We start from the raw sequence: 14,144 nt of genomic DNA, 5'->3' as shown, positions 1-14,144 counted from the left end.
TTCCTGCACTTCGTTTTAAGCGATGTGCCGGATCACGGCGTGCTATCGTATCTTTGTAAGGCTCGCGTTGAATTCCGCTCCCGACACTTTTCCTTCGGGATAAAAATTGACTCCGTCGCGGAGCGTCATAAGTTCGTTTTCAACGCTGCCGAGTACCGCATCGAAATCGGGAGAATCGACGGGCACATCGGGGATCGGACTTGCAAGCATTCTGCCGCGGTAACGTTCGGAATATCTTACAGGATTTTGATTTTTCCTCGCAGCCGTCCGTAAATTCCACAAAAAGCGCGCGCACAGGATACGGCTCGCTTCCATCGCCGAGCGGAGCTGACTCTCATCGGAACTTCCGGAAACGCTTTTCAACAAACCCGCGCCCCGTACAACGGCAAACAATCTCTCGCCTCCGTACTTTTTTCCTCCGGTATAGATATCCAAAAGCTGCGTCGACGCTTGCGTGATTTCAACCATTTGCAAGAGCGAAAGCGATTCAAGCGGCAAAAATTTCGAAAGCTCTTTATCATCGGAAACGGCATCTTTAAGACGCCACGCTTTTTCGCGGAGCGGCGAATACGCGCTTTTATAAAAAGGAGCGAGAAGCAAAAAAGCCGTATCGAAGAGACCTGCCGCTTCATCGTACTTTCCCGCCTTGTATGCGTCGAGGGCGGATTCGAGCACGAGAACTCCGTCTCCGCTCCGAAGCGAAAGCGCTTCCTTTAAATTAACAATTCCCAAACGATGACCGAGCACGATCGCTTCGCTGTCGTCGGCATAGCGGCGGGCAGCCTGCTCGTAAGATTTTTTCGCTTCGCTCGAATTTCCGCCGATAAAATACGTGCGGCCCAGAAGCGCATAGAGACGGGAAGCCGTCCGTTTTTCAAGTTCGGGAACGGCGAGCCGCTTTTGTATCTCCGAAATGATATATGTCCTTTCGGCAGCGGAATTTAGGACATCGTCGCCGCCTAAAAAAGCGGCATCGAGCGGGGCAAGGCGTGACTGCATCGAAAGCGAAAAAGAGCCGTCAGAAGTTTCATTCGAAGAGACGAATACGTCTTTTTGAAACGTCATACAGGAAACGAGTACAAACGAAAACGCCGTGAAAATAACAATTAATAATTTTTTCATTGTATATCCCATGCATATAAATTTTTATCGAACGAAAGGACGATACATTCGCCCTTTTTATCGCCGTTGACATCCGCTATGACGGGTAAGCCCCTGCCCGCGACGGGAAATCCGGGGACGAGTTCGAGAGACTGCATAAAACCGTATAGTACGTTTTCGTCGGCGCACGCGTACACGGCATCTCCCGAAGCGGAACGTACGGAAGCGATTTTCCCTTGCCGAGCGGAAGACGCGCCGGGAATCTTTACCGTCGTAAAGGTACCGTCAAGTGCAAAGCGATACACTTCCGCATCCTCCGAAAGCGCAAAGAAAAAAGTTCCGCACGAAACGACATTCGTATAAAACACGCCGTTTGTCTCTATCGGAAATCCGTCTTCGAGCTTGCCGTCTTTAAAAAGGTAAAACCTGCCCGATTGGGTTATAAACGCCGTATAGAGAAAGCCGCCGCTTTCCATGAGCGCAGGCGAATCGAAGCCTATGCCGTCTATTTCCATCGGTTCTGAAAAATTAATAATTTTTTGATTTTTCATAAGATAGATCGAGCCTGCAAACGACTTTTCGTATACCGCAGCCGTATCGCCCGAAAGAGAAGGCGCGGATAAAATTTCACCGTCGTCCGGAAACTGCACTTCATCGTAAGTACCGTCATCTTTTACGACGACGATGACCGAACCCCGCGACGGGATCAAAAGCGTTTTGCCGAATGCTGCAGGACGTGCGGACGGAACGGCACCGGTGAGGATGGGAAAGTTTCCGACGTTTTCAAGAGCGCGGTTCAGCAGATGTACCGCACCGTTCGCGCCGACGGCCCAAAGCACGCCCCCATCCCTGCACTTTTCGGCAGCCGAAACGATCGACGCGGTTTCGGTAAATGCGAGTTCCGTCCGTTTCATGGACGCAAGTTCGAGCGAGCGTATCTTTTTTCCGTTTTCAAGCCAAAACACCGCACTGGGATTTTTACCCGTTTCGGCGTGCAACAAAAAGTCGGTCGTACCTTCGAGCGCGATCGGAAAACCCGGAACGAGGCGCATATCCGATGCCGAAGAAGCGACCGCATGCAGCTGACAGGTGAGCACCGAATTCTTTAAACGGAAATCGCAGCGGCCGACCGTGTACAATTTGAGCACATCGGCAAGCAGCGTACCGTTTCGGATAAAAAACGGAATGCTGCGTTTCAGATCGTAATACACGCTCACCGTCGCTTCCGCCGACTGATTGCCGGACACCGTTTTCCAATTTTCGTTCCGTGCGAGCATTTTGCGCTCTTTCAAATCGTTGTACACGGTCGAAAGGTTTTGCGGCGACTCGGAAAAATAAATATAATCCCCCTGCACGAAATAATACGGACGCGGCAGATCGATGCCGAAGGACGAAAGCAGTTCGCGAAGCAGCGGCGGCATATCGATACGGGGAAGGCGCACGCCTCCGATTATTAAATTCGTATTGTTTTCGATCGCAAACGATGAAAAAATGGAATCGAATATTTTTTCTCTCTGACGCGCATCGCGTATCTGCAGCGCAAAAACGGGATCGCTGTTGCCTTCAATGCCGAGCACGGCGCACTCGCTGCCCGTCCATGAAAAAACGATATCGTCGAGGGAAACCGAAAAAAGCCGCCTGCACCAAGCGTTCGCCCTCTGCCATGTACGCTCGACATCCGTCGTCCCTTGTAAAAGCGGAAAGAGCGCATCTTTCAATTCGCTGAACTGCCCCGCGTTGAGCAGCGTATAGTACTGCACGCTCTCTCCGAGCTGCGAAAGAAGCGCGGGCATTTTCGAATTTTTTATTAAAAGAGGCGCAAGCGGAGATGCGCTTGCATCCGAAATCGCAAACGGAAATTCCGCTTTGACCGTGATATCCGCATCGGTGATGCCGAAAGAAACGACGCTGAGAGCATTTTCATCGAGCAGCGAAGAAACGGCTTCGGCGACATCGTTTCCGGCGGTAACCTGTTCGACGAGCCGCTTTCCGTTTGCCACGATGCGGATCGGCTCGCCGCTTTTTTGCAGCAAAACCGCCTTTTCTTCTTTTTTGTACGCATGAGCGTTATCGTCCGAAATCGCACGGGAAAGCAAAGCAAGCGAATCGGATGCGATGAGGAGATTGCGCTTTTGGGCGATATAATACGCCGTATTTTTTCCCGCAGCGTATTTGAAATACGGAAAATCGGAATCCTTTACGTATTCAAAATTATTAATATCCAAATGCGGTGCGACAAGAGGTGCGAGGCGCGTCAACGCGGAAAGAAAGCTCATATCGATAAGTGCGATATACGACGAAGTTCCCTTCGCCGCATAAAACGCCGCATATACGCTTCGGGAAGCGGCAAAGCGCACGTATTTATTGTCTCGCAGAGCCGATGAACGGAACTCCATAAACGGAGCGCGATAATTCGAAAGCAGCGGATCGGCAAGCAGCACGTCGGCGGCTTTCAAATCGACTATCGGAGAAGCGGCATCCCACAGAGAATCGATGTGTACAAACACCGAATAATCGGACGGAATCACGTCGAGCGGCGACATCCTGTCGAGAACGGAAAAACCGATCCATCCGAAGAGAGAGACGAGGATGATGCATAAAAAAATCAAGATACCTTTGAAAAGCCGCACAATGAACGGCGATTTTTTCTTTTCCTTCATAGCGTACAGTATAGCAGATATGTAGGTCGAAAGTCGAGTTTCGAAAGTATTTCTAAATAAAGCTATGCTTTCGGCGAGAACTTCGTTCGGCGTCGCCTCACTACCGAGTTTGCCTTGCAAACTCGCCGTGTATGAGCCGCGGTCGAGCTTTTAGGGTAGGCTTCCGCAAGCCTAACGCTCGAAACGGCACGCAGCCGGAACCTCGCCTCCGCATCACTTTATTCACTTTCGAAACTCGCCGTTCAGTCGGTGAACGAAACAGTTGGTAAATTTCGAGTTTTAGAAAACTCGAAATTGAACCATGTAATTTTTTTTCAGTATCTGCTATAGTATTTTATATGAACGACGAACGAAAACAATTTTTTATCGAACTCGAAGAAAAGACGGGCGATGCCGTCGAAGAACTGGAATTCGTATGTATCAATGCGGATAAAAAAACCTACGCCGCCCTCTCGCTCACATCTTCGCGTACAGAGCTTTGGGGGCTCCTCGTCTTTTGCACGCACGGACTGTATTTTTACGTTTCCCCGTCCGAGAATTTTATGTCGCAGATGTTTCGCGAGATGACGCACGGGAAAAAACCTACCGAGCAGCTCATCGACCTCGGCCGGATCGAAGCGCTCGAAACGGAACTGCCTCAGAAAAAATGGTATTCCGTATTCTTTACCGATGTAAAACACCGCATTGACGCGTCGTTCGCCTTTGAAAAAAAACAATATTATTTTTCGATGACGACGCTCTCTCCGGCATCAGGCGTACAAGAGCGGATTCAAAAAAAGCTGCACGGAAAATCGGCGGTATCGACATAAACAAGCTCGCCGCAAAGCGTCGGGAATTGAACGCTCCGCAAGAATAAACGAAAAAAATCGGAAGAGCGCATAAAAAACCGGCCGTTAAAATTGCACAGCGAGTAAATCTTCAGATTTAGGAACTGTGCAATTCGTACGCGAGCCTCGCAACGCGCGCGTAAGCGCGAAGTTTCAAGCGGCGCACACGTATATCCGTGAGTTTTCAAAAGAGAACGGTTTGCCTTGCAAACTTGAAGTTAAATTGAACGGCGCTATTTCAGACGTTCAATTTAACCGGCCGACATGCATCACGCACCGACCGGTTTTATCTATTAATAATTATTAAAAATAATCCGAGCGACGAGGCGCAACCCTTACTTACTGATCACGCGGATCATTTCGCAAAGCTTGTTCGAGTAGCCCCACTCGTTGTCGTACCCACGGTCGAAGCAAGTGCGTACGACCGTGCAAAATACTTACTTGCTGATCACGCGGATCATTTCACAGAGCTTGTTCGAGTAACCCCATTCGTTGTCGTACCCACGGTCGAAGCAAGTGCGTACGACCGTGCAAAATACTTACTTGCTGATCACGCGGATCATTTCGCAGAGCTTGTTCGAGTAGCCCCACTCGTTATCATACCATGCGATCAATTTTACGAAATCATTTTCAAGCGCGAGACCTGCGTGCGCATCGAAGATAGACGTATGGCTGTCGCCCGTGAAGTCGGTCGAAACGACCTGATCTTCGGTGTACGCGACGATACCTTTGAGCGCGCCGTTCGCGGCTTTTTTCATCGTTTCGCAGATATTTTTGTACGCTTCGTCTTTGTCTTTGCCCGCAGCCTTTTCAAGCTGACAGGTAAGATCGACGACCGATACGTCGGGAGACGGAATGCGCATCGAAATGCCGGTGAGCTTACCGTTGAGCGCGGGGATAACTTTGCCGACCGCTTTCGCAGCACCCGTCGTCGACGGAATGATGTTGTTGTATACGGCGCGTCCGCCTCTCCAGTCCTTTCCGCCTTTTGACGGACCGTCGACCGTAAGCTGCGTACCCGTCGATGCGTGCACCGTCGTCATAAGACCGCGTTTAATACCGTACTCATCGTGGATCGCTTTTGCAAGAGGAGCGAGGCAGTTCGTCGTGCAGGACGCGTTCGAAATGATCGTCTGTCCCGCATAGGTCGTGTCGTTGACGCCGTAAACGAACATCGGCGTGTCGTCCTTTGAAGGAGCCGACATGACGACTTTTTTCGCGCCGCCTTTGATGTGCGCTTCGCACGCTTCCTTTGTCAGGAAAAAGCCTGTCGATTCGACGACGACATCGGTACCGCATTCGCCCCATTTGATATTCGCGGGATCTTTTTCCGCAAAGACGCGGATCTTGTTGCCGTTTACGATAAGGTGCTGATCGTCGAATTCGACTTTGCCTTCAAAGCGGCCGTGAACCGAATCGTATTTGAGCAGATATGCCAGATAATCGATCAGCATTTTCGAAGGATCGGCTTTATTGAAAGCGAGCAAATCGTTGATGCCGACGATCTGAATGTCGTTAAAGTTTGAAACCGCAGCGCGGAATACCATGCGTCCGATACGACCGAAACCGTTGATACCGACTTTAATCATACTAATAACCCCTTGTTAATAAAATCATTTTACGGGGATAATTTTACGCTTTATAAAAGCCAGTGTCAAGTTGATTAAAACGCCGCTGCGAGAGTATCCGAAAGCGGTTTTACTGCGGGTTGAAAGTCGCGGTCGTGCGCACGCGCACGAGATGTATAAAATCGCCTTGAAACGTGCGCGAGAATTCTGCGAGCGTCGCTTCGGCATTGTTTCGGAATACGACACACTGAAATTTTCCGGCGTCGTCGAAATACGGAAAGAAAATCGCGCATTGATTGAACGTGTGCACTTCGGGAATTCTTTTGCGGTCGGTTTCGCGGATCGCCGCAAGGTAGCATTCGCCGGGATATTCGGCTGCAAAGACGTACAAAAGCGGAGCGAGAGAAGACGCGGGATAGCCTGAATCTTTGACATACCCGACGGTATTCTTTACGCCGTCCGCCGTCATCTCCGCGGCAAACGGATCTTCGGTCATATCGACGCCCGATTCGGGATATCGGTAGGTTTTGCCGGTCGCGACGGAAAACACGGCGGATGCCAGATTGCGCGTCCAGTCGAGCGCAAAGGATATATTGTATTTTTCCGAAAGGACGCCTTGAAAACCTACGGGATCGTAGTTGACGGTGTGTTCGAGGAGAGGCAGCCGCTTGAGTCCGCCTCTCGTCATCGGATAGACGATGCCGTCGGCGATCCATTTGACGAATCCCGCGGAAGAAAGCGACATTTTGCCCGCATCTTCGGCGTGCATGCGGCGGGGCGCACCGGTCAAAATCGACACGGGATCTCCGTTTTCGTCGTACATCGCGTCGTCGGCATAGACGAGGTTTGCGAGGCGCGAACGAATGATTCGTATCATCGAAAGGGTCGTATCGTATGCGCCTTCCCGCCGGACGCTATAGCGCCACGGAAGCGTATTTTTCGTGAGAGCTGCGACATCGGAAAACGACATCGCATAAAAGCGCTCGAAAGGAAGACCCGTCGGAACTTGACGCGCGCAATAACTTCCGAATACGACAAAGTCTCCGTATGCGCTTTTTCCGAGCGGAGAAAATTGGACGTATACGCCGCTGTCGGGGGCAAAATAATAACGCACGCAAATAGGATTTCCCGAACGCTTATTCCGGACGAGGATCCAGCTCCCCGGCGACGATGACGAATAGACGTCCTGTACCGCCGTCGTTTTGCCGCTTTCGGAATATACGTCGACCGGCATTTCCGTGCGCGGAGCGACTACGACGGAAAAAGTCGTATCGGTTTCTTCAAGGCGGATCTGAAAGAGGTTTCCGTCTTTTGCCGTGCGCACTTCGGTACGGTTTTCTCTGACGAACGAAAGAGGGGCTTCAAACCACGTTTCGCGCAGCTCTTTCCGTATGTCGGACGAATCGGGGACGAGGCCCCCGGCGAAAAGCACATTCGCCGCTCCGCACACGAAAGAAAGTAAAATTATTAATTTTTCGGCAGCGTTCCGCATCGACATCCCCTCCTGCACTCGTTTATGCATGCACCGGCGCGAGCACCGGAGGACGGTTTCCCGCCGCAACGGGTTCGAAATCGGTAAAGCTTACAGCCCCTTCGGCCAAACGTATTTCGGGCTTTACGAGAGAACCGTCGCTCATCACGATCATGCCCTCTTCGTTTTCGTCGGGATGCTTTCCGATCGGAGCATTCGACAACAAAAGCTTTAAACGGTTGAGCTGATTGACTTCGCTCGAACCCGGATCGTAATCGATCGCGCTGATATTTGCGCCGGGAAAGCGCCGGCGGAGCTCTTTTATCATGCCCTTTCCGGTAACGTGATTCGGAAGACACGCAAAGGGCTGCACGCACGCGATACTCGGCACTCCCGTTTTGATAAGTTCGACCATCTCCGCCGTGAGGAACCAGCCTTCGCCCGTGATGTTTCCGAGCTGCACGATATCGTCGACGCTTTTCATCTGTTCGTAAATCGTTTCGGGCGCGTCGAAGCGGCGGCTTTTGCGCAGGTACTTTTCGATCGGCTTTCTGAACGATTCCGTAAACCACACGAGAAGGCGCGCGATCGTTTCGGTCTTTTTCGGGAACGCGAGTTTTTCGTGGCGGAAAATGCCGGTCGAAAACGTATACAGGAAAAAGTTCACCATGTCGGGCATAACCGCTTCCGCGCCTTCCCGCTCGATCGTATCGACGATCTGATTGTTCGCCGTCGGATGAAATTTGACGAGAATCTCTCCGACTATGCCGATGCGCGGTTTTTTGATCGGCAAAAGCGGCAGCGCATCGAAATCGTCGATGATGTTTTTGACAAGTTTGTGAAAACCGCGGATTGAAAGAGAGCGCAGCTGAATCTCCGCCCTACCGTTCCATTTTTCGTAAAGCGCGTTCGCCGACCCCTGCACTTTTTCGTAGGGGCGCGTGCGGTACAAAACGCGCATGAGCACGTCTCCTATCATCGAACTCATGATAAGCCGTTCGAGGAGTGAGAGCGTCACTTTAAATCCCGGATTTTGTTCGAGACCGTTCGCGTTCAGCGAAAGGACGGGGATATGTCCCCAGCCCGCATCGTTTAAAGCGCGCCTGATAAAGCCGATGTAATTCGTCGCGCGGCAGCCGCCTCCCGTCTGCGAAATGATGAGGGACGTATGATTCAAATCGTATTTACCCGATTCGAGGGCGGCGATCATTTGCCCCGTGACGAGGATCGACGGATAACACGCGTCGTTATTGACGAATCTCAAACCGATATCGACGGCGCGCGGATCGACCGCATCGAGTACGACGAATTTATAGCCGGAATATTCGAAGGCTTTTTGAAAGAGACGGAAGTGGATCGGCGACATCTGCGGTGCGATGATCGTATGCGTGTACTTCATCTCTTTCGTAAACACTTGTTTCTGATACGAAGCGCTCTTTACGACGGGCTTTTGATGACGTCTCTCGCGCTCTTTTACCGCTGCGATGAGCGAGCGGATGCGGATGCGCACCGCGCCCAAGTTTGCACCCTCATCGATTTTAATAAGCGTATACATGCGTCCCTTTGCGCGCATGATTTCGTCGACCTGATCGGCGGTGACCGCGTCGAGACCGCAGCCGAAACTCGTCAACTGCACGAGTTCGATGTTCGGCATACCGGTGACGAAGGACGCCGCGCGGTATAATCGATTGTGATACGTCCACTGATCGATGATGCGCAGCGGCCGCTCGATGCTGCCCAAATGTGCGACGCTGTCTTCGGTAAAGACCGCAAGTCCCAAATCGTTTATGAGTTCGGGAATACCGTGGTTGATTTCGGGATCGAGATGATACGGACGACCTGCAAGCACGATGCCGTTTGCGCCGCGCCTGATCGTCTCTTCGATCGCTTCGATACCCTTCTCTTCCGTGTCGCGCCGAAACTTTTCCTCTTCTTTCCACGCTTCGTCGACTGCGCGCGAGATGCGCTCTTTCGTCAATTCCGGAAAGTGCGGGATAAGCTCTTCGGCCAAGCGCACGGCCAGACGGTCTTTATCGTAAATCGGCAAAAACGGATCCATGTACAAAATGGAAGAATCCTGTCTGAGCGAATCGATATTGTTGCGCAACACTTCGGGATAGCTTGTGACGATGGGACAATTATAGTGATTGCCCGCAGTCGAATCTTCCTGCAGTTCGTAGGGCGCGCACGGATAGAAAATAAATTTTATACCCTGCTGCAAAAGACTTTCGACGTGTCCGTGAGAAATCTTTCCCGGATAGCACACCGACTCCGACGGAATCGTTTCAAGCCCTTTTTCGTAAACCGTGCGCGACGATCGGGATGAAAGGCGCACGCGAAAACCGAGCGAAGTGAAAAACGTAAACCACAGCGGATAATTTTCGTACATATTGAGTACGCGCGGGATGCCGACTTCTCCCATCGGCGCATCTTCGGCACGGAGCGGAACGTAATTGTTAAAAAGCCGCGCGTATTTCCACGCAAACATATTCGGAAGCTTCGCTTCTTTTCCCGCTTCGATATTCGTCGCTTTTTTATTGCTCGCGTCGAGGACATTGCCGTCGAGTTCCGCTCCCCGCTCGCAGCGGTTGCCCGTTACGAACTTCCGCTCGAAGCCGCCAGTGCTGAACGTGTTGATCGTCAAAAGGCAGTTGTTTTGGCATTTGCCGCAGCGGCGGAGATCGAGCTTGACGCTGAACGAATCGAGATCCGAAAGCGTGGCGATGCCCGAACGGACTTCATGCCGAGGAGCGCCGGGTCCCTCTTCGGGCTTCGGAGCCGAAAGATCGAGCCACTGATCGTAGGCGATAAGCGCCGAACCGTAGGCTCCCATGAGGCCTGCAACGTCGGGACGGAACACGTGCACGCCCGAAATATTTTCGAACGCGCGCAGCACGGCGTCGTTGTTGAACGTACCGCCCTGCACGACGACTTTCGTGCCGATGTCGCTCGCTTTGCGCAATTTAATAACTTTGAAAAGTGCGTTTTTAATAACCGAATACGAAAGACCGGCGGAGATGTCGGCGACGGATGCGCCTTCTTTTTGCGCCTGCTTGACGCGGCTATTCATAAATACGGTACACCGGCTTCCCAAGTCGACGGGCTTTTCGGCAAGCAGCGCCCTTTTGCTGAACTCGCGCACATCCATACCCATCGTACGCGCAAAATTGTCGAGAAAGCTGCCGCAGCCGGAAGAGCAGGCTTCGTTCAATTGAATGGAAACGATGGCGCCGTCTTTCATGCGAAGGCATTTCATATCCTGCCCGCCGATATCGAGTAAAAATTCGACGCCCGGCACGAAAAAGTCCGCCGCGCGAAAATGCGTTATCGTTTCGACTTCGCCCGCATCGACGTTGAGCGCCGCTTGAAAGAGCGCTTCTCCGTAACCGGTCGAAACCGCACGCGCGATGTACACGTCTTTCGGAAGCCGCGCATACAAGCCTTTTAAAACTTTGACGGCAAGATCGACGGGATTGCCTGCATTCGCCGCATAAAAATCCCACAGGATCCTTCCTTCCTGATCGATGAGTACGGCTTTCGTCGTCGTGGAACCCGCGTCAAGACCGAGAAAGACGGGGCCTTTGACACTATCCAAATCGCCGCGCTTCGCCTTTTCTTCTGCATGCCGGCTGACAAATTCGTCGAGATCGCTTTGACTTTTAAACAGCGGCTCCAAGCGCTGCACTTCGCTGAGTTCCGCGCCGACGAGGTTCGAAAGGCTGCTTCTGAAATCGGCGATCGTCGGAAAAGCAAAATCCGGCATACCCGAATAGCGGCGGTCGGCCGAATACGCGCAGCCCTGCGCAACGAAAAGCTGGGAATTTTCCGGGACGATGATTTCGTCGTCTTTTAATTTCAGCGTAACGATAAAGCGTTCACGCAGCTGATCCATAAAGTGGAGCGGGCCGCCTAAAAACGCGACGTGACCGCGTATCGGCTTTCCGCACGCAAGACCGGAAATCGTTTGGTTGACGACGGCTTGAAAAATGGATGCGGCGATATCTTCGCGGCGGGCGCCTTCGTTGATGAGCGGCTGCACGTCGGTTTTCGCAAAAACGCCGCACCGCGCGGCAATCGGATAGATCGTGTGCGCGTCTTTTGCAAGCGTATTGAGACCGTCGGCGTCCGTTTCAAGGAGAGCGGCCATCTGATCGATAAAGGCTCCGGTACCGCCCGCACACGTACCGTTCATGCGCTGCTCCACGCCGCCTTTAAAATACGTAATCTTCGCATCTTCGCCGCCGAGTTCGATGACGACATCGGTGAGCGGGATGATCGTTTTGACGGCAGTCGTCGCCGCAATGACTTCCTGAATAAACGGAACGGAAAGCCACTGCGACACGGACAATCCTCCCGATCCGGTCACTTTGACGGTGACCGCCCGTTCCGCTCCTCCCGCGATATTTTTTTCGAGGAAGTCGAGAGCTTTGTTTACGACGGATATGATCGTACTGCGGATATCGGCACGGTGGCGCTCGTAGTCGCTGTATATGAGCGTATCGTCGTCGTCGAGTACGGCGATCTTTACGGTCGTCGAGCCGACATCGATGCCGATACGGATCGGAAGCAATTCATTATGTAAAGCGGTCTGTGTTACTGCCATAAATTCCTTGTTAATTCTCGCCCGTTTTAACTCTCTCTATTATAATAGTAGTAAAGCATAAAATAGGCAAGTTGAACGATTTTACAAATTGACGACAGGTGCGATCCTATGCGCACATACGGTACCGTAAAAGATCCGCGCGATCCGCCGGACACAGGGCGCAAGCGGATCGCACGGTATTCGATTTATTCGCCTAAAAACAATTTTAAATCGTCGTCGACGGTGCCGATCGTCGCAAGACCGAAATTCTTTACGAGCACGTTCAAAACGTTCGGCGACAAGAACGCCGGGAGCGTCGGACCCACGTGAATGTTTTTTACGCCGAGGTACAAAAGCGCAAGGAGCACGATGACGGCCTTTTGTTCATACCACGCGATATTGAACGCGAGCGGCAGTTTATTGATATCGTCGAGACCGAAAATCTCTTTGAGCTTGAGCGCGATGAGCGCGAGCGAATACGAATCGTTGCACTGCCCCGCATCCAAAACTCGCGGGATGCCGCCGATATCGCCGAGATTCAATTTATTGTATTTATACTTTGCGCAGCCCGCCGTCAAAATAACGACGTCTTTCGGAAGCCGCTTTGCGAATTCGGTGTAGTATTCGCGCGACTTCATCCTGCCGTCGCAACCGCCCATCACGATGAATTTTCTGATCGCACCGGATTTTACTGCAGCAACGATTTTATCGGCAAGCGCAAAAACCTGCTCGTGCGCGAATCCTCCGACGATCGTTCCGCTTTCGATCTCTTCAGGCGCCTCGCAGCTTTTCGCCTGTTCGATGATCGCCGAAAAATCTTTTTTTTCGCCGTATGCGCCCGGAATGTGACGGCAGCCGGGAACGCCCGTCGCGCCCGTCGTCCACAAGCGGTCTTTGTAGCTGTCGGGAGGAATCACGACACAGTTCGTCGTCATCAAAATGGGCCCGTGAAATTTTTCGAATTCTTCTTTTTGTTTCCACCACGCGTTTCCGTAGTTTCCGACAAAGTGCGGATATTTTTTAAATGCGGGATAGTAATTCGCCGGAAGCATTTCGGAATGCGTGTACACGTCGACGCCCGTCCCCTGCGTCTGCTCCAAAAGCATTTCCATATCTTTCATATCGTGTCCCGAAATCAAAATGCCGGGATTTTTCCGCACACCGATATTGACCGTCGTCGCTTCGGGATTTCCGTACGCGCCCGTATTCGCTTTATCCAAAAGCGCCATACCCTGAACGCCGTATTTTCCCGTTTCAAGCGTAAGGGCGACGAGATCGTCGACCGAAAGACCCGCATCGAGCGTTTTCGAAAGCGCCTTTTGAATAAAGGCATCGACTTCTTCATCATCCTGCAGGAGCGCGTTCGCATGCTTCGAATACGCAGCCAATCCTTTCAAACCGTATATGATAAGTTCGCGCAGAGAGCGAACGTCTTCATCGCTCGTAGCGAGAACGCCGACCGTCGAAGCTTTCGCATCGAAACTCGAAACATCGCCTTTCCAGGTCGCAGCTTCAGGAAGCCCCTCACCGCCCGATACGCACGGCAAAAGGCGCTCGGTCACAGCGAGCGTCTCTTCGATCCGCTTAATGATCGACTCTCTGTCGAAGTTCGCATTCGTAATCGTCGTAAATAAATTGAGCGTTACGAGATGATTAACGTCTTTGCTTACAGGAAGCCCCGCTTGGCGCATCTTCGTCGTTACGCACGAAAGCCCCTTCGTCACATAGATAAGCAAATCCTGCATCGCCGCCACATCGGGCTTCTTACCGCAGACACCCGAAACGGTGCAGCCTTTGCCGCCCGCAGTTTCCTGACATTGGAAACAAAACATCTTACCGTCCATAGATACCTCTTGTTCTTCTGTATAATTTCGTACTGTATATTCAGGATAACCGTACCGGAATCTATATCCTCTAAAAGACAGCGTGTAATGC

7 protein-coding genes are annotated in these 14,144 nt (G+C 51.9%); 1 reads left to right on the top strand and 6 read right to left on the bottom strand.

The features are described from left to right. Nucleotides 1-42: 42 nt before the first annotated feature. Nucleotides 43-1,122, bottom strand: a complete 1,080-nt coding sequence (locus JSQ97_RS01995; protein ID WP_205074518.1) for a tetratricopeptide repeat protein — start codon at nt 1,120-1,122, stop codon at nt 43-45. After that, the gene (locus JSQ97_RS01990; protein WP_205074517.1) at nt 1,119-3,761 is read right to left on the bottom strand and encodes a hypothetical protein; all 2,643 of its coding nucleotides are present in this window, start codon (nt 3,759-3,761) and stop codon (nt 1,119-1,121) included. The genes JSQ97_RS01995 and JSQ97_RS01990 overlap by 4 nt, the downstream gene beginning before the upstream one ends. Before the next feature lie 338 nt (nt 3,762-4,099). On the opposite strand from JSQ97_RS01990, the gene JSQ97_RS01985 reads away from it, so the two are divergent. Next, on the top strand, nt 4,100-4,570 hold the full coding sequence (locus tag JSQ97_RS01985) for a hypothetical protein (protein WP_205074516.1): 471 nt from the start codon (nt 4,100-4,102) through the stop codon (nt 4,568-4,570). A 557-nt stretch (nt 4,571-5,127) separates the two neighbouring features. On the opposite strand, the gene gap is transcribed toward JSQ97_RS01985, so the two are convergent. From gap to hcp, 4 genes are all read right to left on the bottom strand, one after another. Next, the gene (gene gap / locus JSQ97_RS01980) at nt 5,128-6,174 is read right to left on the bottom strand and encodes a type I glyceraldehyde-3-phosphate dehydrogenase (protein ID WP_486389576.1); all 1,047 of its coding nucleotides are present in this window, start codon (nt 6,172-6,174) and stop codon (nt 5,128-5,130) included. A gap of 112 nt (nt 6,175-6,286) precedes the next feature. Then, nucleotides 6,287-7,648, bottom strand: coding sequence for a hypothetical protein (locus JSQ97_RS01975; protein WP_205074514.1), 1,362 nt, complete (start codon nt 7,646-7,648; stop codon nt 6,287-6,289). 22 nt (nt 7,649-7,670) lie between these two features. Further along, complete coding sequence (locus tag JSQ97_RS01970) at nt 7,671-12,230, bottom strand: 2-hydroxyacyl-CoA dehydratase (RefSeq protein ID WP_205074513.1); 4,560 nt, start codon at nt 12,228-12,230, stop codon at nt 7,671-7,673. A 185-nt stretch (nt 12,231-12,415) separates the two neighbouring features. Continuing rightward, complete coding sequence (gene hcp, locus JSQ97_RS01965) at nt 12,416-14,053, bottom strand: hydroxylamine reductase (RefSeq protein ID WP_205074512.1); 1,638 nt, start codon at nt 14,051-14,053, stop codon at nt 12,416-12,418. Nucleotides 14,054-14,144 lie beyond the last annotated feature (91 nt).

Source organism: Treponema sp. Marseille-Q4523 (assembly GCF_016901105.1).
Classification (GTDB): domain Bacteria; phylum Spirochaetota; class Spirochaetia; order Treponematales; family Treponemataceae; genus Treponema_D.
Note: the sequence above shows the minus strand (reverse complement) of the source record. Positions and strands in the feature narration are given on the sequence as shown.

Bases quoted from the DNA above. Each gene is read 5' to 3' on its own strand.
- JSQ97_RS01995 (WP_205074518.1), bottom strand. From the start codon at position 1,122: ATGAAAAAATTATTAATTGTTATTTTCACGGCGTTTTCGTTTGTACTC.
- JSQ97_RS01990 (WP_205074517.1), bottom strand. From the start codon at position 3,761: ATGAAGGAAAAGAAAAAATCGCCGTTCATTGTGCGGCTTTTCAAAGGT.
- JSQ97_RS01985 (WP_205074516.1), top strand. From the start codon at position 4,100: ATGAACGACGAACGAAAACAATTTTTTATCGAACTCGAAGAAAAGACG.
- JSQ97_RS01975 (WP_205074514.1), bottom strand. From the start codon at position 7,648: ATGCGGAACGCTGCCGAAAAATTAATAATTTTACTTTCTTTCGTGTGC.
- JSQ97_RS01970 (WP_205074513.1), bottom strand. From the start codon at position 12,230: ATGGCAGTAACACAGACCGCTTTACATAATGAATTGCTTCCGATCCGT.
- hcp (WP_205074512.1), bottom strand. From the start codon at position 14,053: ATGGACGGTAAGATGTTTTGTTTCCAATGTCAGGAAACTGCGGGCGGC.